22 protein-coding genes and 1 pseudogene are annotated in these 21,449 nt (G+C 59.4%); 7 read left to right on the top strand and 16 right to left on the bottom strand.

Annotation, left to right across the window (positions count from 1 at the left end; genetic code table 11):
• Positions 1-164: 164 nt before the first annotated feature.
• Both DNK50_RS26790 and DNK50_RS26785 read right to left on the bottom strand, forming a co-directional pair.
• The gene (locus tag DNK50_RS26790) at positions 165-1,043 is read right to left on the bottom strand and encodes a queuosine precursor transporter (protein ID WP_099587279.1); all 879 of its coding nucleotides are present in this window, start codon (positions 1,041-1,043) and stop codon (positions 165-167) included.
• The gene (locus tag DNK50_RS26785; protein WP_099587280.1) at positions 1,030-1,632 is read right to left on the bottom strand and encodes a helix-turn-helix transcriptional regulator; all 603 of its coding nucleotides are present in this window, start codon (positions 1,630-1,632) and stop codon (positions 1,030-1,032) included. Before DNK50_RS26785 ends, DNK50_RS26790 begins: the two co-directional genes overlap by 14 nt.
• 305 nt (positions 1,633-1,937) lie before the next feature.
• Here DNK50_RS26785 and glyA point away from each other — a divergent pair, with 305 nt between their 5' ends.
• Together glyA and DNK50_RS26770 are read left to right on the top strand one after the other, a co-directional pair.
• On the top strand, positions 1,938-3,293 hold the full coding sequence (gene glyA, locus DNK50_RS26775) for a serine hydroxymethyltransferase (RefSeq protein ID WP_112196706.1): 1,356 nt from the start codon (positions 1,938-1,940) through the stop codon (positions 3,291-3,293).
• A gap of 144 nt (positions 3,294-3,437) precedes the next feature.
• Positions 3,438-4,520, top strand: coding sequence for a pyridoxal phosphate-dependent aminotransferase (locus DNK50_RS26770; RefSeq protein ID WP_112196705.1), 1,083 nt, complete (start codon positions 3,438-3,440; stop codon positions 4,518-4,520).
• A gap of 57 nt (positions 4,521-4,577) precedes the next feature.
• On the opposite strand, the gene DNK50_RS26765 is transcribed toward DNK50_RS26770, so the two are convergent.
• Positions 4,578-5,294, bottom strand: a complete 717-nt coding sequence (locus tag DNK50_RS26765; protein WP_099587284.1) for a hypothetical protein — start codon at positions 5,292-5,294, stop codon at positions 4,578-4,580.
• A 225-nt stretch (positions 5,295-5,519) separates the two neighbouring features.
• Entirely contained in the window at positions 5,520-6,770 is a 1,251-nt protein-coding gene (locus DNK50_RS26760; RefSeq protein ID WP_112196704.1) for an aspartate aminotransferase family protein, read from the bottom strand.
• A 223-nt stretch (positions 6,771-6,993) separates the two neighbouring features.
• Here DNK50_RS26760 and DNK50_RS26755 point away from each other — a divergent pair, with 223 nt between their 5' ends.
• Positions 6,994-8,022: an amino acid ABC transporter substrate-binding protein gene (locus DNK50_RS26755; protein WP_112196703.1), complete on the top strand. Its 1,029-nt coding sequence runs from the start codon at positions 6,994-6,996 to the stop codon at positions 8,020-8,022.
• Positions 8,023-8,027: 5 nt separating this feature from the next.
• On the opposite strand, the gene DNK50_RS26750 is transcribed toward DNK50_RS26755, so the two are convergent.
• The 4 genes from DNK50_RS26750 to DNK50_RS26735 all read right to left on the bottom strand — a co-directional run bounded on the left by DNK50_RS26750 (position 8,028) and on the right by DNK50_RS26735 (position 12,315).
• Positions 8,028-9,041, bottom strand: a complete 1,014-nt coding sequence (locus tag DNK50_RS26750) for a sensor domain-containing diguanylate cyclase (protein ID WP_112196702.1) — start codon at positions 9,039-9,041, stop codon at positions 8,028-8,030.
• 136 nt (positions 9,042-9,177) lie between these two features.
• Positions 9,178-11,076 carry an alkaline phosphatase D family protein gene (locus tag DNK50_RS26745; protein ID WP_112196701.1) on the bottom strand — a complete coding sequence of 633 codons (1,899 nt, stop codon included), beginning with the start codon at positions 11,074-11,076 and terminating at the stop codon, positions 9,178-9,180.
• Positions 11,077-11,196: 120 nt separating this feature from the next.
• Complete coding sequence (locus tag DNK50_RS26740; RefSeq protein WP_112196700.1) at positions 11,197-11,400, bottom strand: hypothetical protein; 204 nt, start codon at positions 11,398-11,400, stop codon at positions 11,197-11,199.
• Between the two features lie 129 nt (positions 11,401-11,529).
• The gene (locus DNK50_RS26735) at positions 11,530-12,315 is read right to left on the bottom strand and encodes a VacJ family lipoprotein (RefSeq protein ID WP_112196699.1); all 786 of its coding nucleotides are present in this window, start codon (positions 12,313-12,315) and stop codon (positions 11,530-11,532) included.
• A 164-nt stretch (positions 12,316-12,479) separates the two neighbouring features.
• Between DNK50_RS26735 and DNK50_RS26730 the strand changes: the two are divergent.
• A pseudogene (locus DNK50_RS26730) lies at positions 12,480-12,899 on the top strand (sensor histidine kinase); the annotation flags it as partial.
• Between the two features lie 27 nt (positions 12,900-12,926).
• Here DNK50_RS26730 and DNK50_RS26725 read toward each other — a convergent pair.
• The 3 genes from DNK50_RS26725 to DNK50_RS26715 all read right to left on the bottom strand — a co-directional run bounded on the left by DNK50_RS26725 (position 12,927) and on the right by DNK50_RS26715 (position 16,356).
• Positions 12,927-15,170, bottom strand: coding sequence for an ATP-binding protein (locus DNK50_RS26725; protein ID WP_112196698.1), 2,244 nt, complete (start codon positions 15,168-15,170; stop codon positions 12,927-12,929).
• Positions 15,167-15,781, bottom strand: coding sequence for a biliverdin-producing heme oxygenase (locus DNK50_RS26720; protein ID WP_099587292.1), 615 nt, complete (start codon positions 15,779-15,781; stop codon positions 15,167-15,169). The genes DNK50_RS26725 and DNK50_RS26720 overlap by 4 nt, the downstream gene beginning before the upstream one ends.
• A 194-nt stretch (positions 15,782-15,975) precedes the next feature.
• Positions 15,976-16,356: a response regulator gene (locus DNK50_RS26715; protein ID WP_099587293.1), complete on the bottom strand. Its 381-nt coding sequence runs from the start codon at positions 16,354-16,356 to the stop codon at positions 15,976-15,978.
• Between the two features lie 172 nt (positions 16,357-16,528).
• On the opposite strand from DNK50_RS26715, the gene DNK50_RS26710 reads away from it, so the two are divergent.
• The 3 genes from DNK50_RS26710 (at position 16,529) to DNK50_RS26700 (ending at position 18,255) form a co-directional block, all read left to right on the top strand.
• Positions 16,529-17,062 (top strand): demethoxyubiquinone hydroxylase family protein, encoded by a 534-nt coding sequence (locus DNK50_RS26710; protein ID WP_256592901.1) that lies wholly within the window; start codon positions 16,529-16,531, stop codon positions 17,060-17,062.
• A 41-nt stretch (positions 17,063-17,103) separates the two neighbouring features.
• Positions 17,104-17,481, top strand: a complete 378-nt coding sequence (locus DNK50_RS26705; protein ID WP_112196697.1) for a cytochrome c family protein — start codon at positions 17,104-17,106, stop codon at positions 17,479-17,481.
• Positions 17,482-17,682: 201 nt separating this feature from the next.
• A complete protein-coding gene (locus DNK50_RS26700; protein WP_112196696.1) occupies positions 17,683-18,255 on the top strand; it encodes a hypothetical protein in 573 nt (190 codons plus the stop codon).
• An 8-nt stretch (positions 18,256-18,263) separates the two neighbouring features.
• On the opposite strand, the gene DNK50_RS26695 is transcribed toward DNK50_RS26700, so the two are convergent.
• From DNK50_RS26695 to DNK50_RS26675, 5 genes are all read right to left on the bottom strand, one after another.
• Positions 18,264-18,749, bottom strand: coding sequence for a hypothetical protein (locus DNK50_RS26695; RefSeq protein WP_112196695.1), 486 nt, complete (start codon positions 18,747-18,749; stop codon positions 18,264-18,266).
• Positions 18,746-19,033, bottom strand: a complete 288-nt coding sequence (locus tag DNK50_RS26690) for a colicin E3-like toxin immunity protein (RefSeq protein WP_112196694.1) — start codon at positions 19,031-19,033, stop codon at positions 18,746-18,748. Before DNK50_RS26690 ends, DNK50_RS26695 begins: the two co-directional genes overlap by 4 nt.
• 14 nt (positions 19,034-19,047) lie before the next feature.
• Entirely contained in the window at positions 19,048-20,211 is a 1,164-nt protein-coding gene (locus DNK50_RS26685) for an S-type pyocin domain-containing protein (protein WP_112196693.1), read from the bottom strand.
• Positions 20,212-20,454: 243 nt separating this feature from the next.
• On the bottom strand, positions 20,455-20,826 hold the full coding sequence (locus tag DNK50_RS26680; RefSeq protein WP_112196692.1) for a PH domain-containing protein: 372 nt from the start codon (positions 20,824-20,826) through the stop codon (positions 20,455-20,457).
• Between the two features lie 74 nt (positions 20,827-20,900).
• Positions 20,901-21,230: a hypothetical protein gene (locus DNK50_RS26675; RefSeq protein WP_112196691.1), complete on the bottom strand. Its 330-nt coding sequence runs from the start codon at positions 21,228-21,230 to the stop codon at positions 20,901-20,903.
• Positions 21,231-21,449: the final 219 nt, after the last annotated feature.

Below are 21,449 nucleotides of genomic sequence, written 5' to 3'. Positions count from 1 at the left end.
GAGCTCGTCCCCAAGTTTTGGGTCGTAGCTGTCGAGCGCAAGCGAGGCTGCGTTGGGGGCCCCGCATATCGTGGGGTGTCAATGCGTCCGCTACGCAGCCTCGCCAAGGCTCGGCAGCTGCTACGCCCCAAAACTTGGGGGGGCCGGTGAGGGATTTGCCTGGATCAGGCCTTGGCGTTGGTCAGGTAGCGCTTGAACAGCGAACGCGCGCCATAAGCCGGCAGGATATTGAAGAACGCAAAGCCCACCTTAATTGCGATCTGCACATAGATCATGCTCAGGATATCGCTGGTCTGCATGGCGCCGTAGAACGCGATAAAGCAGAACAGGAAACTGTCGATAATCACCGCGAAGAACGTACTGAGGAAGATGCGCAGGTACAGGTACTTGGAGTTGGTCAGCTCTTTGATCTTGCACAGCAAATACGAGTTGATGTTTTCCGACACCAGGAACGATATCGAAGAGGCGATCAACACCGACGACACCTGCACAATCACATCGTTGTAGGGGCCGTCGAGCTTCCATCCAGGTAAACCGGGCAGGAAGGTCGAGCCGTAGAGCAAAACGATGATCATCGCGTTGCTGGCAAAGGCAAACAGGATGGCCTTTCTGGCGAGCCTGAGGCCGAAGTTTTCGTTGAGCAGGTCCACGATCAGGAAGGTCAGCGGATACAGGAAAGTGCCCGGCGTCACGATGATGTCGAGGGACTCGATGTAGATCGGTTTAGTCGCGGCAATGCTGGTGAAGATGTAAAAGGTGAAGAGCAGCAGGTTGAGGACGATGTAGACCATCCACGAACTTTCATTGCGGTCGTTGAGGTCGTACGCCGTCACCGTACCGGCTTGGGAGTAGTACTTCTTGTACAGGTTTTTAACTTCCATTTTGTTCAGGTTATCCATGATTTCGCTGTTTAAGACTTCGCTCAACTTGACCCGAATGATCTTGCCCGTGGCGATGATCATGATCACCGCCAGGCGCTTGTCATTTTCGAAGCCAAGCAGTTTGTATTTACTGTTTTCGATCTCGCTTTCATACGTGGTCATTGAAGCGCTCCTCAATGATATCCCCCAGGACACACAGTTGTTCTGAGCTGGCGCAGGCTTCACGGCTGATGAACAGCGTTTGGGTGGCCCGGTCGAACACCAGTTTTTCCTTATCGTCGCTGGACGAACCCTTCTGGATGATCAACAGGTCGCCTGGCTCATTCACGCCCGGTATGGCGCGCTCCAATTGCACGCCGATCAGGTTATGGGAGGTGCCGAAGTAGTACGTGAGCGGGTAGAGGATCGCCAGTTCGCCAATACGTTTATCCAGGTGCTGCATGACCTGGCTTTCCTTGAGCACCGGCACGGCTGCGGGGTTCATGTTGCCTTGGGGCGAGGCACTGCTCTCGATGATTTCCTTGGCTTCAAAATCGATGGTCTCGATTTCTTCGTAGGACACACCGAAAAAGTCGGAAATCTTGCGCAGGGTCGACTGTTGAACGTTGACGACCTTGCCTTCGAGGATGTTGTAGATCGTGGTGCGGGTCAGGCCGGCGGCGTTGCATAGCGACAGCTGGGTCTCACCACGGCTCTTGATCAAGTACTTGATGTTGCTCTTCAAATGCTCGGTTTTTTCTCGTCTGTGCATCACGCGCTCACCACTTCCCTTTAGTAAAAACCGTTGCGTTGAAGATGCCGTACAGATTGTTCAGCAAAAAAAGCCCATCCAGGGCGTTCCAGGCATCGCGGCGGGCGCAAGTGTTGCACGCGTGCGGCCTAACAATAAAGTCCCGGATGCTCGTCAGCGCCTGCGCGCAGGGCAAATGGCCATCCGCTCGGTAAAGGGGGACAAAAGCGAACATTTAATTTGGAAAATGTTTAATTTCCTGTTTAATTGAACGCCACGGTTCAGGACGAACTGACACGCAGCGACCAAGGAAAGGACACCCCCCGATGCCCGTCAATACCGTACACCTGCAGGATCAGGCCGATCTGTTGCGCCGAGGCATGGCGGACCTGCGCGCCGAGGACCTGGAGTTGGCGATGCTGCTGGACGCCGAAGTGGCGCGCCAGCACCGCACACTCTCATTGGTCGCGTCCTCCTGCGCGGTCAAGGCCCGTACTTTGGTGGCCTCCGCGTCTGCACTGGTCAACGTCACCGCTGAGGGCGCGCCCGGCAAGCGTCAACGCGCCGGTTGTGAAAACGTCGATCTGGTCGAGTCACTGGCGATCCGCAGGGCGCGTGAACTGTTCGACGCCCACTACGCCGGCGTGCAGTCGCACTCGGGCTCCAATGCCAATGCCCAAGTGCTGTCCGCCCTGCTGGAACCAGGGGACACCTTGCTGGGCATGGCCCACGATCACGGTGGCCACCTGACCCACGGCAGCCCTGCGGTGTTTACCGGCGCCTACTACAAGGCAATTCGTTACGGCACCACTGCCGAAGGCCTGATCGATTACGAGCAGGTGCGCACCCTGGCGCTGGCCCATCGTCCACGCATCATCATTTGCGGTGCATCGGCGTATTCACGGGTGCTGGATTTCGAGCGGTTTCGCGCCATTGCCGACGAGGCGGGCGCGATCCTGCTGGCCGATATTTCCCATATTGCCGGGCTGGTCGTGACCGGTCGGCACCCCAGCCCGATCAACGCGGCGCATGTCACCACCACCTGCACCCACAAGCAGTTGGGTGGCCCACGTGGTGGTCTGATCCTGTCCGGCCGCGACGCCCATACCAAGGTGCCGGGCTTACGGGCGTCCTTCAGCCGTGTGCTGGATCAAGCCGTATTTCCGCGGATGCAGGGCGCGCCGGCGGTCAATATGATCGCCGCCAAAGCCGCCGCGCTGGGCTACGCGATGACAGCGGAATTCGATGTCTGCATGGGGCGTGTTCGCGCCCTGGCCGATGAAACGGCCTACGCCTTCCAGGCCCATGACTATGAAGTGGTCGGCGGGCGCAGTGAAAACCATACCGTGCTGATCCGTCTGCGCGGGGATATGACCGGTGCCATCGCCGAGTCGGCGCTGGAAGGCTGCGGAATCGTGGTCAGTAAAAGTCGTGTACCTGGCGAGACCCGTTCGTCTGCCGTTACCAGTGGCCTGTGTATCGGCACCGGCTCCATGGCGCAACGCAATGTCGATGCGCAGGGCTGCCGGCAGGTCGTCGATCTGGTGTGCCGGGTACTTAGCCAGGTCACGCCGCTTGGCGAACACGAATACCATGTCGAGCCTGCTGTGCAGTTGCAATTTCGCGCTGAACTTGAGCGTTTGTGCGCCCAATACCCCATCGCAGACTACTGGGAGCACTGAAACCCGCCCATGAAAAAGCCCCGTCGTCGAAAGCCGTACGGGGCTTTTTCATGGGCGCTCGGTTAAATCAGCCGACCCTTGTCTCGTCATATTCATCTATACGAGCAGTGCGAATCCATCATCCGCCTACAAGGAGTAGTCACCATGGTCAGCGTCAGTCGTCGATCCCTTCTCGCCCTCGGCGCCGCCCTGCCTTTGCTCGGACGCCTGGATTGGGCGGTTGCCGCGTCGCCGTCGGCCAAGACTGACAAGGTGTTGCTCAACTACAACGAAAGCCCCTACGGGCCTTCGTCGGCGGCCCGCGAAGCGATGCAGCGCGGCATCGCCACCGCGGGGCGTTATCCCTATAAACACATGTACGCCTTGGCTGAGTTGTTTGCCCAGCAACAGGGGATTGCCGAAGAAAAGGTGGCGGTGTTTTCCGGCTCCATGGCCGCCCTGCGCTACGCGGTGCTGGCATTTACCAGCGAAACGCGCGGCCTGGTGATGGCTACGCCGTCCTACGAAGTGCCGCGCCAGTCCGCCGAATCAAACAAGGCGCCGGTCAAAGAAGTCGCCCTCGACGCCGAGCATGCCCACGACATCCCGGCCATGCTGGCGGCTGACCCCCAGGCCGGCATGCTCTACCTGTGCAACCCCAACAACCCGACGGGCACCGTGACGTCGACCGACGCCATCCGCCAGGCCCTGGCGAACAAACCCAAAGGCTGTGTGCTGGTGGTGGACGAGGCCTACATCGACTTCGCCGAGGCCCCGAGCGTGGTGAGTTGGGTCAAGGACCACGACGACCTGCTGGTGCTGCGCACCTTCTCGAAAATCTACGGCATGGCCGGCGCCCGCCTGGGCCTGGCAATCGGCCATCCAGCATTGCTGGAACGCCTGGCGGTGTTTGGCGGCGACAACGTCCCGGCCGGCTCGTCCTTGCTCGGCGGCCTCGCCAGCCTGGAAGATGTGAAGCTGCTGCCACAACGCAAGGCGCTCAATGCCCAACTGCGCGAAGACACCATTTCCTGGCTCAAAGGCCGTGGTTTTACCTGCACGGCATCCCAGGCCAACTGCTTCATGATCGACGTGAAGCGTCCGGCAGAGCAGGTCATCGACGCACTTGCCGGCCATGGCGTACTGATCGGGCGCATGTGGCAAAACTGGCCGCAGTGGGTGCGAGTGACGGTGGGGAACAAGCGAGAAATGGCGCGGTTTCGCGAGGTATTTGCGGCAACGGTCTAACGCAGTATTGAATTCATGTGGGAGGGAGCAGCTCCTCCCACATTCAGTTCAGTGGTTTCACTGTTGCGCGATGCTGTACCCATCAAACGCGCTCTGTTGCTGCAGTGCACTGATCACGCTCTTGCGGGTCAGCGGCTGTTCAGCCCCCGAGTTATCCACAAAGCTCTCGACTTCCAGCTCGGCTTCATCGCCTTCACCCACAAAGCTGAAGCCCAGGAACTCAAACGCCTCGCGGTCGATGTTCAGCTTGGAGCGTGGCGTGCGCAGTGGCAGGGTAACGCTGATGCCGTCCTTGCTGATCACAAAAACCTCGGCTTCTTTCTTGGGACGGGAAGCCTTGCTCTTGCCGGCGCTGGGGTTGCTGATGGCCTGGTGAGACTGGTTCAGCACCTTGAGGGCCAGGCCGTAGACCAGCTCCTGGAACTCGGGGTCGTCCTTGAAGCTGGACAGGATGCGGCTGATGGAGAATTTGCTGCTCAGGTCTTCCAGCGCGATGTTGTCGGCGGCTTCGGCGTCCTTGAGCTGCTTGAGCTGGCCCATCAGGTCGTAGGCCTTATCGTCATCGAACGCGTCGTGGGCCTGGCGGATGGCAAGGCGCAACTCGCGGATCTGGTCGCTTTCCTTGGAGGTGTGAAACGCGTCCAGCACCATCTCGCTGATGATCTTGGCGGCTGGCACATGCTGTGAAAGATTGATGGCGTTTTCGTATTCAGCTTTGGCGTGCAGGGCGACTACGGATTCTTCGGTGGAGTGTTCGGTGTAAGAATCGGACATTGAAATTTCACTACTTCAGTAAACGGGGAAGACAAAAAAGCGTCGCGCATTTTCAGGGGGGAGGGGGATCAGGTCAAGGCAGCACAATGCCCTTATCGCGGTGCAAGGCAGTAAGCGCCCGCTGCAAGCGCACCGCTCGTCCGCAAAACAAACCTACGGTATAGAGGTGTCGTGGATAATCGGCGAGCCTGCACGCATTGGTCCAGCGTAATGGCGCTGACGCGATTACTCCAACTGCTTGAGGCACCGTTCAAGAATAACCAGCCCTTCCTCCAGCACCTCGGGCTCAATCGTCAACGGTGCCAGCAGCCGAATGATATGCCGCGACTTGCCACTGGGCATCAGCAGCAACCCGGCATCCCGCGCCACGCCCAGCAGTCGGGTCAGTTGGTGGGGCGCAGGTGTGCCGTCGGCATTCACCAGTTCGATGCCGCGCATGGCGCCGACGCCGGTCAGGCGGCCCAAAAAGGGCGTCAGGTGCTGCGCACGCCAGGTTTCATAGCGGCTCACAATAGCGGCCTCCTGCCGGGCTCCCCAGGCGTGTAACGCCTCATCCGTCATAGCGTCCAGCGTGGCCAGTGCCGCCGCGCAGGCGATGGGGTTACCGGAGTAAGTGCCGCCCAGCCCGCCTTTGGGCAGGTTGTCCATCAACGGCTTGCGCCCGACCACCGCCCCCAATGGCACGCCGCCGGCGATGCTTTTGCCGAGCAGGATCAGGTCCGGTTCGATGCCCAGGCGCGAGAAGGCAAAACGCTGGCCGGTGCGGCCAAAACCGGATTGGATTTCGTCGGCAATCAGCAGGATCGCGTGTTCATCGCAGAAGCGCCGCAGGGCCTGGGCGAACTCGATATCCAGGGCGAGGAATCCGGCCTCGCCTTGCACCGGTTCAAGGATGAAACAGGCTACGTCGCTGACGTCGATTTCCACACTGAACAGGCGGTCCATGGCCTTCAGCGCCTCAGCGCAGCTCACGCCATTGTCGGCGCTGGGGTAGGGCAGGTGATACACCGGGCCGGGCAGGACGCCGACCTTTTGCTTGTAGGGCGCCACTTTGCCGTTGAGGTTGAGGGTGGCCAGCGTACGGCCGTGGAAAGCCCCGTCAAAGGCAATCACCGCCGTACGGCCGGTGGCGCCGCGTACGATTTTCAAGGCATTTTCTGCGGCCTCGGCGCCGCTGTTGGTGAGCATTCCGCTGATGGGGTAGTCCACCGGGATAAACGCGGTCAGGCGGTCCATCAGTTCGATGTAGGGCATGTGCGGCGCGGCGTTGAACGCATAGTGGGTCAACTTCGTTGCTTGTTCACGAATGGCCTGCACCACGCCGGGGTGACAATGGCCGAGGTTGAGCACACCGATGCCGCCGACAAAATCGATATAGCGCTTGCCCGTGGTGTCCCAGACCTCGGCATTCCTGCCGTGGCTGAGGCTGATGGGATGAACGATGGAAATCGACTGGCTGATGGTTTCGCGGCTCATGAATCCTGGACTCGGCAGTGGCGGGCGTCTTTTTATCTAAGCCGTGGGCCTGGCCTTGTCGCAAACGAAATAAAGTCGCCGGGTCATTCCAAATCGGAAGGAGCTGTTGCCAAAAGGTCGTTTGTGGCAGCGCACCAAACCCGTCAATACTGCCCCGGCAACATCAGAAACCGGCGCAGGCTGTGCGGTGCCGAATAATAAGGAACGACAGGGAGAGCCTCGCATGAACCCATTTAAAACCACCTTGGCCATGATCAGTGCCGCCGCCGTCTTTGGACTGGCCGGCACCGCGCATGCCGGTTCGACCCTGGACGCGATCCAGAAAAAAGGCTTTATCCAGTGTGGTGTCAGCGACGGGTTGCCCGGTTTTGGCGTGCCCGACAGCCACGGCAAGATGACCGGCATTGACGTGGATGTGTGTCACGCCGTAGCGGCGGCCGTGTTTGGTGATGCGTCCAAAGTGAAGTTCACCCAGTTGACCGCCAAGGAGCGTTTCACCGCGCTGCAGTCCGGCGAAATCGACCTGATCTCACGCAACACCACTTGGACCAGCTCCCGCGATTCGGGCATGGGCCTGGTGTTCACCGGCGTCACCTACTACGACGGCATCGGCTTTTTGGTGAACAACAAACTGGGTGTCACCGCTGCCAAGCAACTGGGCGGCGCAACCGTGTGCATCCAGGCCGGCACCACCACCGAGCTCAACGTTGCCGATTACTTTCGCACCCACGGCCTGAAGTTCACGCCGATCACCTTCGACACCGCCGACGAAAGCGCCAAGGGCCTGGAAGCCGGGCGTTGCGATGTGCTGACCACCGATCAGTCCGGGCTGTACGCACAGCGCATCAAGATGGCCCATCCGGATGAATTCGTCGTGTTGCCGGAAGTGATCTCCAAGGAGCCGCTGGGCCCGCTGGTGCGCAAGGGCGATGACGAGTGGTTCAGCATCGTCAAGTGGACTCTGTTCGCGATGATCAACGCCGAGGAAATGGGCATCACCTCGCAGAATGTCGAAGAGCAGGCCAAGACCACCAGGAACCCGGACGTTGCGCGGTTGCTCGGCGCCGATGGCGAGTACGGTCGGGACCTGAAACTGCGCAAGGATTGGGTGGTGCAGATCGTCAAGCAGGTGGGCAACTACGGTGAAGTGTTCGAGCGCAATATTGGTCAGGGCAGCGTGTTGAAGATCAAGCGCGGCCTCAATGCCCTGTGGAACAACGGCGGCATCCAGTACGCGCCGCCGGTGCGCTGACAGGGCTACGCCGACACGCCATCTTTCCCCGCCGCCTTGGCGCGATACAGCGCCTGATCGGCACGTGCCATCAGGGCGGCGGGGGATTCATCCATGCGCCGCTCGGCCACGCCGAGGCTCAGGGTGACGATGAGGTCATCGCGTATCGGCATGTTGCGCATCGTTCGGCAGATGTTCTCGGCCAGGGCCCTGGCGTTTTCCAGCGAACTTTTGGGCAGCACCACCATGAATTCATCGCCACCCCAGCGCGCCAGCAGGTCGCCTGGGCGGATGCAGCTCTCCAGGCATTCCACGACCTGCACCAGGGTTTGGTCGCCTACGCCGTGACCGTGTCGGTCATTGATCGGCTTGAAGTCATCGATATCCATCGCGATCAGTGCCAGTGGCAGGCGAAAACGCTGGGCGCGGTCGCAGGCTTCCAGCAGCACTTTTTCCAGGCGGTAACGGTTGGCGACGAGGGTCAAGGCATCCCGTTCGGCCAGTGAGCGGTTTTCGTCCAGTTGTAATTGCAACTGCTGATTGACCCGCGACAGCTCGCGCGTACGCTCGGCCACCAGTGCCTCAAGGGATTGATTGCGTCGCTCCAACTGCTCGACCGAGGACTTGCGCAGATGGATATCGCGATGGGCACCCACCATGCGTGCAACCGAACCGTCTTCATTGCGTGCAATCACGTAACCACGGTCTTCAATCCACAGGTAGCCGCCATCTTTTTTGCGGCAACGGTATTCGGTCTGGTAATGGGGCGTGCGCCGGTGGATGTAATCATCGAACACCGTCATCACGTGGGGGTAATCCTCCGGGTGGATGACGCTCTCCCAGGTGAACACACTGTTTTCCAGGGAGTGGCTAGGGTAGCCCAGCATTTCGTACCAGCCTGGGCTGCGGTAGACGAACCCGGTATTGGCGTTCCAGTCCCAAATGCCGTCGCTGACCAGCTCCAGCACGGTGTGCAACATGTCGGCGTTAAAGTGAGAAAAAGCATGATTGAGCGGGTTGTTGCCGGAAGTATCGTTCATCTGCGCATTCCTTGCGGCGGCAGGCAACCAAGGCCTACCAATATTGACGCCGATACTCCGTGGCTGGGGCTACTGTACAACGGGGATTGAACGCTTTGAATAGGGGGGTGTGATGCTGTTGGATGGTGGCAGTAGGCTACTGCTTTGGCGCCGCCATTCTTGTCCGAGGTTTCCCATCGGCGTTGTGCTGGTAAATCGCCTCAGGCTGCCCCCGCTCGTTGAAAAACACCTGGCCGATCCCTGCTGAATTCCACAACCGTTCACCGGCTTCGGCATGTTCCGGAATATGCGGCACCACCTGCATGGTGCGCCGGCGAGTGAACCAGTTCAGAGGCGAGCGCGGCGAGTACAGCCAGCGGTTGAGACGGTCGAACCATTCCAGCAGTCGCGGTGGGAATTCGTTCTTGATGCCGCTGCTGGTGATCTGCCAGATCCTGGGGCCAGCGTCGCGGTGGCGGATCAGTACTTCATAGACGAACGAGTAGTGCACGTCGCCCGAGAGGATCACGTAGTTACCCGGCGTGCGCGAGTGACGGAAGATGTTGAGGATCACCTGGGCCGCGCCGCGATGGGCCATCCAGTTTTCGGCGTCCACCAGTAATGGATGGCCGCACCAACTGAAGATTTTCTGCACGGTCTCGATCAGCTTGACGCCAAAAATCGGCGCGGGCGAGACGATGATGGCCGAGGGGTGATCGAGCAGTTCCTGCTGCAGGTCGCTCAAGGCTTCCCAGTCCAGCAGGCCGGACGGTTGCTTGAGGGTGAATTCGCTGCGCCAGCGCCGTGTGCGGGTATCGAGCACCACCAGGGCCGGCGTGGTGGGCAGGACGTAATGCCACTGCTGGAATTTCAGCAGGGTTGCCAGCAAATTGTCCTGCGCGAGGGCATCCAGATGATTGTTCTGCGTCTGGGTTGCCAGTGCCTGGGTTTGGCCCACCAGCTCATCAAAGGCATCCGGGTTATTCCCCCAGCCTTGGCACAGCAGGTAAGCGAGCAGGGCGTTACCGATGATGCGCTTGGAAAATGGATGGCCGTAGGCGGTTTCTTCCCATTGCGCGCTGAGGTTCCAGTCGTCGGTGATGTCGTGGTCGTCAAAGATCATCAGTGTGGACAGATGGGCGAAAACCCGCGCAGCACCCGGCAAGCCCTCGCGAAATTTATCCACCGTCACCTGCTCGCGAGCGTAGCGCGAGGATTCATCGGCGCTCAGTTGGGGTGGCGGCGGGTTGATCAGGCGCCAGGGCGTGGGCGACCACACCAGCAGGTACATCGCCATGACCTCGGCAAAGGTCACCAGGTGATTGTCGGCGGTGCTGCTGGTGAAAATCGGCTTTTTCACGCCGCCGAAAAACCGCTCGCGCAGGGTCTCGTTGCTGTCCAGCGCCGGGAGCAGATCGGCGCGGTTGTAGTAGCTGGCGCTATGTGCGTAGAGGCTGGCGCTGTTGTCGACCACGGCGCCTTCCAGAGATTCGTCAAACAGGCCCAGGCGCGCAATCAGCCCGTGGATCGCCCGCAGCATTGGCCCGGCTACATCATCGGCATACACCTGGTCGCCGCTCATCATCAACAAGGCCGGACGGTCGGCGGGTGTTTGTGCATCGGCCAGCAGGCGATCGACGCAGAGCAAGCCTTCGTCGGCGCTGTGGTGAGGTTTGCGGCACGAACCGTGTACCAGTTGATGGATGCGGCTGTGCAGCACGAAATTCGGATATTGGGCGTTGGCGTACAGCAAGTGGGGTGCCCATTGGGCAATGCCAATGCCGTCGACGAGCAGGTCATAGTCGATGACCATATCCTGCGGCAGCGCTTCCTCCAGTCGTACATCAATCAGGTGGACAAACGCCTCGCGCCCCACCGGCACGACTTGGCACTGGTCCTGGCCTAGCGGGATATCCACGCGTTGCTCGGCACATTGCAGCCTCAGCATCAGTGGCAATGCTCGGCTTCCCACCAGCCACAGCACCAGCCGCTGGGGTTCGAGGCGTCGCAGCAGAGGGCCGGCGAGCACGGCGGGCAAGGTGTCGGGATGTGGCATGCAGTAAAAGGCTCCGGCCAGGGTTGAACCGGCAAGGTTAGCGCAATGGATGTCAGTGTTTTGTTAAGGCGTGGCGGCTTGTGGAGACGAAGGGCTGTGCACAGCCCTTCGTGCGACGATTTAGAGCAGGTTACCCTTGCCCAGGCTGTCCAGGCCACCGCTGCCCGTGCGTCGGCTGTTGCGCGCTGAACCGTCGGACTCCTGAGGCTCCAGTTGCGATCGAGGTTCATCGATGCTGCGCTTCTTGCGTTGAATGGCGGCGTCATCCTGCGGCGCTGCGGGGTATTGAAGGGGGGGCACTGCGGAGTTGATAGGGCTGAGCATGGAAGTATCCTTCTACCAGTCTAGGGGGACTTCGCCCTTAAGAGCGAAGTGGCGCCAAACTTACAGAGGGCGAGGAAGGGCGAGCTATAAACGCCTTACTGCAAGATATGACGGCCGTGACGAGCGTAGTCAGAAGTCATCAGCGGCGCCCTTTGCGCAGCCTTCGCTGGCAGGGGATGTCGCGCCTTCCTTGCCTTCCAGCACGAAGGCTGCGCGGTTTTGTGCCACCACATTACGTAACGCGCTGTAGTAATCCGGCAGTTTTTGCAGGCTATCGGTGAGCGGCAACAATGACGCCCGGGTGTCGACCGTTCCGCCCACCAGGCTGATGGTGCCCAATGTCTGCACGGTATCGCTGTCTCCCAGCGGCGAAACCAGGAAGCTCAACACCTTGCCTGTCGCATCGCGGCTGTTGCTGGTGCCGAGCAATGGCAATTCGACAATCGGCCCGGCACCCACGCCCCATACGCCGAACGTTTGGCCAAAGTCGGCGGAGTGGCGCGGGATGCCCAGGCGGTCCGACACATCAATCAGCCCCACCACACCTACCGTGGTATTCACTGCAAAACGGCCAAGGGTGTTGACCGAACGGCGTGGGTTGCCTTGCAGTAGATCGTTGATAAATACCTTCGGCTCGCTGAAGTTGCTCGCGAAGTTATGCACACCCTGCTGGAAAAATTCCGGGAGGTAGCGGTAATCGCGAGCAACAGGCGCCAGCGCGTAGTTGTCCACCGCCCGGTTGAATGCAAACACACTACGGTTGACCCGTTCGGCCGGGTCATGCACCGGGTAGTTCACCTGCGCGCAGCGGGTGGACGGCGCTTTCGTCGGGTTCGCACAGCCCGCCAGGTAGGACACAGTCAGCAACAGTACTGCCTGGCGAGCCAGGTGGTGGGGGTAGGTCAGCGCACGCATGGGCACAGTCTCCGCAAAAGGGACGCCGATTCTGGCGCTGGTGCCTTGCGCAAAGATGTCCGGTTTATTGCGCCGTTGACGCTTTATTGCACGATTGAAATATATGACGGGCCGCGTCGAATGGTTTTAGATGACGCCTTGACCCAGCCAAGTGATGCCTGCCGGTGGACCTGTCGGAATTGTTGCAAACCTTGATCGACGACTACCGCGACCAGGCCATCGACCTGGCCTTTAGCGGCCCGCCATGCCTGGTGTACTTCGGCCGGCCCCTGGGCCTCAAGCGCGTGATGACCAACCTGATGGAAAACGCCATTCACTATGGGCACGCGCCGGAAATCGAACTGCAACAAGGGGCGCATCAAGTGGTGATCCGCGTGCGGGATCGCGGGCCGGGGATTGCCGCCGAGCACCGCGAACAGGTGTTCCTGCCGTTTTATCGCCTGGAAAATTCACGCAATAAAAGCACCGGCGGTGTTGGGCTTGGCCTGTCTACTGCCCGCGCTATTGTGCTGGAGCACGGCGGCACTCTCACCCTGGCAGAACGCCCGGGCGGTGGGTTGGAGGTGGTGGTGTTGCCGGTGTGATGACAACACCAGATCACGGTGGGAGTGTCAGGTGTGTGAGTCTCCAATCACCTTCGGCACGGTAAACCGGAACTCACTGCCACGGCCCACCTCACTCTCCGCCACGATCTTGCCGCCATGGGCCTGGACGATGCCTTGGGTGATATACAGCCCCAAGCCACTGCCGGTGGGGTTGTTTTCGGTCTGGGTCCAGTAGCGGTCGAACACATGGGGCAACTGCTCTGGCGCAATGCCTTCGCCGGAGTCGCGCACCGAGAACACGATTTCTTCGCCGTTGCTCATGGCGCTGATGCCGATATTGCCTTGGCGTGGCGTGAACTTGATGGCGTTGCCGATCAGGTTCGACAGCACCTGGAACAGCCGCTCCGGGTCACCGTTGATCAACAGACCAGGCTCGGCGTTGAACGACAGGTCGATGCCTTTTTCCATCGCCAGCGGTGCGAGCAACGAGTAGGCCTCTTCGAACATCTGGCTCACATCCAGCGCCACCGGCTTGACCACATAGCGCCCGGCCTCGATTTTCGAGGTGTCGAGCAAGTCTTCCAGCAGCACATTCATGCGCCCGGCGGCTTGCTGCATGGTGTCGATGGCCGAGGAAATCCGCCGCGAAGTGTGTGGGCCGTCGGAGCTGAAGGCCTTTTGCATCATGCCGCACAGCATCGAGATGACCGTCATCGGGTTGCGCAAATCGTGGGACACCACCGCCACCAGTTCATCGCGGGCGCGCACGGCTTGTTGCTCGCGCAGCACCTGGCGGGCCAGGTCGTTTTCCAGGGCGGAGCGACGCAAATCGTTGGCGGCGAACAGGTCGCCATGGCTCCACTTGGTGGAGATGCCGGCCATTTCGACTTTCCAGATTTCAAACGAGGTACGTGGGCGAAGGCGTAGGCCAGCGTTGGAGTTCTCCAAGTCCAGCGGCTTGTTCGGGTCGCCGCTCCAGTTGATGTTCTCTTTCACTTCCGGGCGGAACCACAGCACGCCGTTGTCCACCGGTTTAGGCAGGCTCATGGCCAGGACACCGCTGGCCATTTGCTGGAACTCAGCGGCTGGCGGGTAGACCGAGGCCAGGTTATGGCTGGAAAACACCGGCTCGCCGCTCTCTTGCAGCCACTTGTGCAACGCGCGGATTTGCGCCGGTTCCGGGCAGTTGCCGTAGCGGTGCAGTTGTTTGTCTTCGATGATCGCGATGCCGCCGGACAGGGTCAGGTCCATTAGCACTTGGCCTTGCTGGGCGAGGCCATCGAACACGTTGTCCGCTGAGGCTTTCATCGCCTGATTCAGCAGCGCCAGGGCCTCGACTTTTTCCTCGCGCTGGCGGCTCAGGTCCAGGGCTTCCATGGCGCTGATTTGCAATGACAATACCTGACCGATGGTCTGGCAGGCGGTGCGCAACTCGTTGGGTACCAGCAGCGGTTCACGGTTGCCGCAACTGATCAGGCCCCAGAGTTTGTCGCCCTTCATCAATGAGATGCTCATGGACGACAGCACGCCCATGTTCTTCATGTACTGGCAATGAATCGGCGACACACTGCGCAGGGTGGCGAAGCTCAGGTCCAACGGCTCGCCGCTGTCCGGGCGCAGCTTGGGCAGCAGTGGCACCGGCTCATAGGCCGCGTTGGGAATAATGCGCAGCCAGTTGGTGCGATACAGCTCGCGGGCCTGCTCGGGGATGTCGGACGCGGGGAAGAACAGCCCGTTGAACAGTTCCATGGACGGCGCCGACGCTTCGGCAATCACCTGGCCATGGCCTTCCTCTTCGAAACGGTAGATCAGCACACGGTCGTAGCCGGTCATGGCCTGGATTTCATTCACGCTGATTTCGTACAGCGCTTGCAGGGTTTTCGCCGCCTGCAAACGTTGCAGCATCTTGCCCAGATCACTGGTGCGACCCTTCACTGCCCGTGGCCGGAAGTTTTCCAGCAAGGGTTCGAACTCCAGCACCAGCACGCCCTGATGGCGATGCAGCAGGCCGTCGAACTTGGCACCGTTGAAGGTCACGTGCAGCGGCGGCGCGTCGATAAAGTTGTTGTGCTCAACCATGTGTTGCACGGCGGCAGCAGGCTCGGCGCCCAGTAGCGTATGCAGTGGTTGGCCCAACAGGGCTTCGGGCGCATGGTTGAACAGGCTGGCGACGTTGGTACTGACCTGAATGATCTTCAGGTCGGGGTCGGACAGCGTCAGCAACACACCATGGGGCTGGATCGCCCCGGGAAAGCGGATCGGCTCGTCGGCACAGTTGGCAAGCAGTTCCTCAAAATCATCGGGTTTCATAGCAGTACCTCCTGGCTGTCGAGCCATTGCTCAAAGCAGCTGAATGTCGAACGGGCCGCGTCCACTGCACGCTGTCTGGCTGACGCGTCCTGCGGCTGGCGGCCCAGATAGTCGAGAAAGTCTTTCCAGCGCCGACCGGTCTCGGCGCCATACACATTGAGAAATGCACCGCCGTTGTCGGCATCCAGGTCCAGGCGCTTGGCCATTTCCCGGCGCAACACCTGGCCGCCCAAGGTGGCGCCTTCCAGCACATACAAGGCACCGACGCAGGCGGCGGGGGTGTCGAGTGGCGGGAGGTGAGGGCGGCAGGGCAGCGCGTTGATGGCGTCGTCATTCAGGCCAAGGGCATGAAGATCGTTCAACAGCGTCGGGGTTTTCACACGCAGTACAGGGTCGAATCCTTCGGGGATCAACTCACAGTCATACAGCGCTGCTTCCATTGGTCCATAAAAACCGTAATACGCTTGGAGCAAGCGTCGATACCAGTCGGCATCCAGTTGTTCGCTGAAAAACGGCAGGCGCTTTTCCAGCGCGACATGCAGTAGGGCCGTGCCTGTGCGCAACGCTTCCAGCAATGAGGGCGCAGCAACGTCAGGGACCTGTGAATGCATTCAGTAAGCTCGAACTGTGGGCCTGCCGGCCGTAAATGACGCATAGAAGTGGGCGACGATTCTACACACCTCATGGCCATTGGCTGTATGCACAAGGCGAAGAGCCTGACCAGCGGATCAGAAAAATCGCTCCTTGCTCATTAATGACAGCAGCGCTTGTCCCAAAGTTCGGTTTAAGTGATGTCGCGACGCCATCAATGCAGGCGCGAGCCTTGTTGCGTCAGCGCCGTTTGCACACACTCAAGCAGGTGTTCGGCGCTCCACGGTTTTGGCAGGAACCGCACCGACCCCCCCAGTTGCGCCGCGATCTTCGTGTTGCCGGATGTCAGCACCACCTGCACTTCCGGCCATCTATGAGCCACCACCCGACTCAAGTCGTAGCCGTTGAGCAAACCAGGCATCTGAACATCACTGACAATCAGGTCGACCTGTTCATCATCACGCTCCAGAAAAATCATCCCTTCATCCGCCGAAGGAAACGAGGTGACATGCGCCCCGAATTCCTCCAGTACATCCACCATTAACGAGCGAATGATCTCGTCGTCTTCCAGCACTAAAATCGATGGCTGAGCCATGATCCTTACTCCACCATCAGGGGTTAGTAAGGTGGAGTCGAACGCGGCGGGATAGGTTCGATTGGATATGTCCTAAACGATGGGTGGTAATTCAGAGTGTCTAGTTTGCGTATTTGGCGGGAGGTGCGGCACGATGGCTGTGCTTTGTAACCCACGCAAAAGGCTATCAACCGTGAACGCTCACTTGATCGACCATGACCTCGGCAATCGCATGCTTAAAGTCGACCACGCCGGTGAGCATGGCGCGATTTGCATCTACAGCGGCCAACTGTTTATAGCCCGGCTGTTCAACCCGAGCCTGGTCGCGGAACTCACCGAGTTCCTCGGTGACGAGCGCCGCCACCGTGCCGTGTTCAACGCCGAGTTGCAGCGCCGAGGATATCCGCGTTGCCGCAGCTACTGGCTGTGCGGGCTCGGTGGGCTGGCGTTGGGTTTGCTCACAGGTCTCTGTGGTCGCAAAGCCATCATGACCACCACCGTGGCGGTCGAAAGCGTGGTGCTTAGACATCTGGCCCATCAGCTGCACGCCCTGCGCAACATCGACCCGCTGGCGGTGGCGGCCATTGCTTCGATTGTGGATGAGGAACAGCACCATCACGACCAGTCGGCGGCGCAGATCGATGTGAATGATCCCTGGTTCAAGATGCTGACGCCCGTGGTCACTGCATGGACCGAAGCGGTGATCTGGATGGGCATGCGTTCCTGACAAACAGGCATAATCGTCGCACCAGCCGATGTGGAGTCCCTATGAAGTACCGTGCCGTGATGACCCTCGCCCTGATCTTCAACACCCGTGCAGCCCTGGCGGCCGGCGATGCCGAGGCGGGCGGCAAGCTGTTCACCAAGACCTGCGGCGGTTGCCACAGCGTCGGCGAAGGCGCGCGCGGCGGGTTTGGGCCGGAACTCAATGGCATCATCGGCAGGCCTGCCGGCACCACCACCGACTATCAGTATTCCGATGCGATGAAAAATTCCGGCGTGGTCTGGACGCGGGACAAACTCGCCGCCTACATCGAGGCGCCGAAGAAGGTGGTGAGTGGTACGCGGATGATCTTCTGGGGGATCAGTGATCAGGAGAAGATTGAAAATATCCTGGCGTACCTTGAGACCTTCCAGCCCAAATAATCACTTGCGCACATTGTTGCGCCGTAGTCAGGAGCGCGCGCAACCGATGCTCGATCACGTCGGCATCGGCAAGCCTGCTCTCCACAAAAAAACGCTCACCAGAGAGATCGTGGCCAGCCTTCAAGGTTTGGAGAGTGCGGAACATTCCGTTCAATTCCGAGTCCAGTCAGCACACCCCCCTCACACCGATAAGGACATCCCGTGAAGCGAATCGCATTGCTCTCCCTCGCCCTTGCCCTGTGCGCCTGCCAATCCAACCAACGCGACTCCTCGCCGACCCTGCTTAAAGACGGCATCCAGTTTCGCCAGAAAACCGTGACCGTCGACGCCGAACACGCCAAAGTCATCATGAAAGCCGTGGGCGGCAACAACCCCGTCAAATTCGCCATCAGCCGCGAAGGCGACCCCGACCAACGCTCGGAAATCCTCGGCACCGTGGTGTATAACGGCGAAGGCCAAGTCTTCAACTGGATCGCCAAAACTGTCCAAACAGTAACCAGCGCCGGGTTCCGGCGTTTTCCACAGCTGGAAACCCAGGCCGATCCGGGTAAGAAACTCACCGTATTCGGCAGCGCTGGCAGCATCGGCAATGGGGATTTTTACAGCTGCGTGCCGCCGGTGAGCACGTTCGTTCCGGAGAAGGCCAAGGTGTATCTGGTGGAGTTCCAGTTCTCGCCGAGTCGTTCGGCGTGTATGCAGCAGGTGTTTGATATTACGGACCCAGCGAATCGGGTGTTGATTGGTGGGGCGGGGGGTGAGACGAAGGCGGGTTAAGCGGTTATTCAGCGGTGGGCATAGCCCACCGCTTGCGTGACGACCACCCCGTTGAAGGTGTGGGTGCAGCAGTCGCAATAAGGTTTCATGTTTTCGGGTGTCAGTTGTGGTTCTACCTTTTGCAGCAGACCTGCGTCGTCGACGTATAGGCCGCTGTAGTAGCTGTTTTCATCCGTTCTCACGTAATCCTGTTTCTCGCTTTCATGTAGCGCAACCACCCAGAACACCGGATTCGGCCGATCCAGGCGTGCGTTGGCTTCGCTGAAAACCGCGTCCCATGGCTGACCGACCTTGGACAACAGGAAGCGGAACAGCGGCGTGTAATCAAAACCGTGGCGTTGATGGTTGTGCATTGAACCTCGGGTGGCGAGCGTGTCTTTTTCGGTCTTGGTATTCCGTTCGTACCGGTAAGCGCCACCACTGCCGTGGCGCACGCCATGGGTTCGGGTGTTGACGGAGCGGTAGAGGAGGGGCTTTTTCGCTGTGGCTCTCATGACGCTTCCTTGGGTTGTTTTGGAGGTGGTGGCCAGGCGCCTTGGTAGCGGAAGGAGATTTGGTAGTCGAAAAGGTCCGGCTCTATCACCTGCCGGAAATGAGGTTGGAGAATTGCGATCCAGTTTGGCTGAACGTCAAAACCCCCTGCGTAGATTTGTGGTTCCTCCTGTAGACCAAGTGCGTTAAGAATACTGTCGTCCTCCTCAAAGTTTGCTGAGTATTCGTCTGCCTCCAAGTGTTCATTTATTTTGTTGAACCATTGCAGTCGTATTTTCATCGTCATAACGAATCCGCCACTCACTTTTGTATACGTCGTTCTTTTTTTGCCGGGCCGCGTTGCTCAGCGGTATAGGGGTCAAAGGAGCCTAGGTGTTTCACATCGCTGTACCTATAGACTTCAAGTTCGCCTTTTTCTGAATCCCATTCAAAAAGCCTCTTTCCTTTGGCGTCTTTCCATCGCTCACGAAGGCCGCCACCACTACGTTTACTATTTTTCTTCTTGAGTTCAATCAAACCTGGAAAACCAGTGATGTCCTCTGTTCTGGGGGCAGGAAAGTAATCGTAATCTGACTTTCTCAGCCCTTTCCGCGGCTCACTCACCACCACATACAGCGGCCGAACCCCAGACCCCATGGGGAACACCAGAATAAAATCCCGATACTGCGGCGGGTAAATCGGGTTCACCAGAATCTGCGCCGCCTTCTCCGTAGGCGGGTAAATCCAGATCACCGGCGCCTGCGGCGCAGCCTGCAACGCCGGAATCCCCAGCGTGTCACTTGGATCAACGGCAGGCGTCCAGATCAGCTCAACACCCTCACCCAAATCCGCTACGAACTGATCGCTGCGTGTTTGGAGCTGCACCACTTCAATCATCTGCCAGGCGGGGTTGTCGCCGGTGTAAAAACCATAGCCCTTGAGCGTACCGTCTTCCCGCTGCTCGATATGTAAACGCATCTGCGAACGCGCCTGCTGCATCGAGCGTAATTGCTCCTCGCTATACAGCGCGCTATCGCCCAGCTCCCCGGGCCACACCAGCGCTACCAACCCGCCTAACAGAGGCGCGGCCACAGAACCGATTGCGGCAGCGGCCGACTCCACCACCGCCGTACGCAACGCCAGCTGCCCCAAGCCAACGGGCAAGGCGCTGCCGCTGATCTTGCGCAGGGCAACAGCGCCCCGGCTGTCAACTTCACGGCCGCCCAACAGGCTGAAATGGCCGTACTCCGTGATCAGCTCAAGTGGTACGTAGGCAGTGGGATCTGAGTAGTGGGTGTGGCCGTCGGGCAGTTGGCAAGACTTCACGAAAACACAGCCAGGCGCTTTTGCGGGTGCAGATTTTGCGGCAGGGAATGGTTCGAATAAATCAATCAACGGTGAATAGGCCGCACGCTTTGGCTGTGGCGTCAGGATGCGCTGCTTGCGTAGTTGTTCCTCGGTGGGAGGGTAAAAGCGTTCTGACATGAGGGGCTCACTTCCTTGTGCGAGGGAGTGAGGCTACGGGGAGGGATCAGGGGGATGGAATTGGCATTTTTCGATGGAGGTTGTGGGAAAAGTAAGCGTGCTCTCTATAGCAGCGGGACGTTTACTACGTTCCAGGTCCTGGAGAAACCGCTGTGGTTTTATGGTGTGGGGGAGGGCGCTATCGGGGGCAAGTCGAATCGTCGCACCGCCCGTCCCACATTGTGATCGGTGTATATCCGCTGATCAGCTCAGCAGATGCTTGGAGATGATCCGCGAAATCTCAACGATCGACGTCTTCCCCGTAAATTCAAACTTCACTTTTCCCAGCGACGAAAAGTAAATCTCCAGCTCCGAATCCAGGTCAAACGTGCCGGATGTTTCCACCGAGTACGCGACGATGTTTTTGTACGGCAGTGAGGTGAAGTCTTTCTTGTTGCCGGTAATGCCCTGCACGTTTACGGCGATGATACGTTTGGTGGTGAAGACCACGCCGTCGCGCATGGCTTTGTAGGCGTCGATGACTTCTTCGCCGTCCAGCAGCAGGGCCGAGACGCGTTCGGCGTATTCGTTGTTTTGCTTGAGCTTGAAGAAGCCTTTGTTGTTGAAGTCGATCATTTGACGGTCCTTGTGGTGAGTCAATTAGAGCGCGTTATCGTTGGCGTCCATCGGGGCAAGCCCTCCACATGGCATCATTGGATGGCTTTTAGGTAGTCCTTGAGTGCGTCAAGCGGTGGGTTCAGTTCCTCCAGCGTGCGGGCTTGCCGCACGTCACCCGCCAATCGCTGCAACTCCCGCCCCAACACCGTATCCGCGCCGCCCAGTGCAGCCAGTGCCTGGTCAACACACGCACGCAACTTGAGCTGGATCGTCGGCAAGTCCCCTTGCCGCACAAGCAACCCAAACACCTCCCGCTCATACCCATCCATCACCAGGTCGTCCCTCAATACCGGACTGCCGCCGTCCTCCTCGTGCACGAGTTTGAGTGCAAAAAGCGCAACAGCTTCCAGCGTCAATTCCATGGTGTCGGTTCCTCTGGGGCGGGGAGGGCGATGATCACCGTTATCGGCGTGAAAAAAAAGACCTGCCGGGTTGGATGCAGGAGTAACAATATTTATTGGCCAGGTTCCAACTCGCCTTGGCGAGCGTATCCAGTCACCACATGGATCGGGTGCAAGGCAAACGTTCTCAAAGACAACGACGCAACCCATGCAGTCATCCCATGCCCAAGCACCTTTCAG

The sequence above is a fragment of the Pseudomonas sp. LG1E9 genome (assembly GCF_003290225.1).
GTDB classification, from domain to species: domain Bacteria; phylum Pseudomonadota; class Gammaproteobacteria; order Pseudomonadales; family Pseudomonadaceae; genus Aquipseudomonas; species Aquipseudomonas cyclaminis.
The sequence above is the reverse complement of the archived record's forward strand: the minus strand, read 5'-3'. Positions and strand labels throughout refer to the sequence as shown.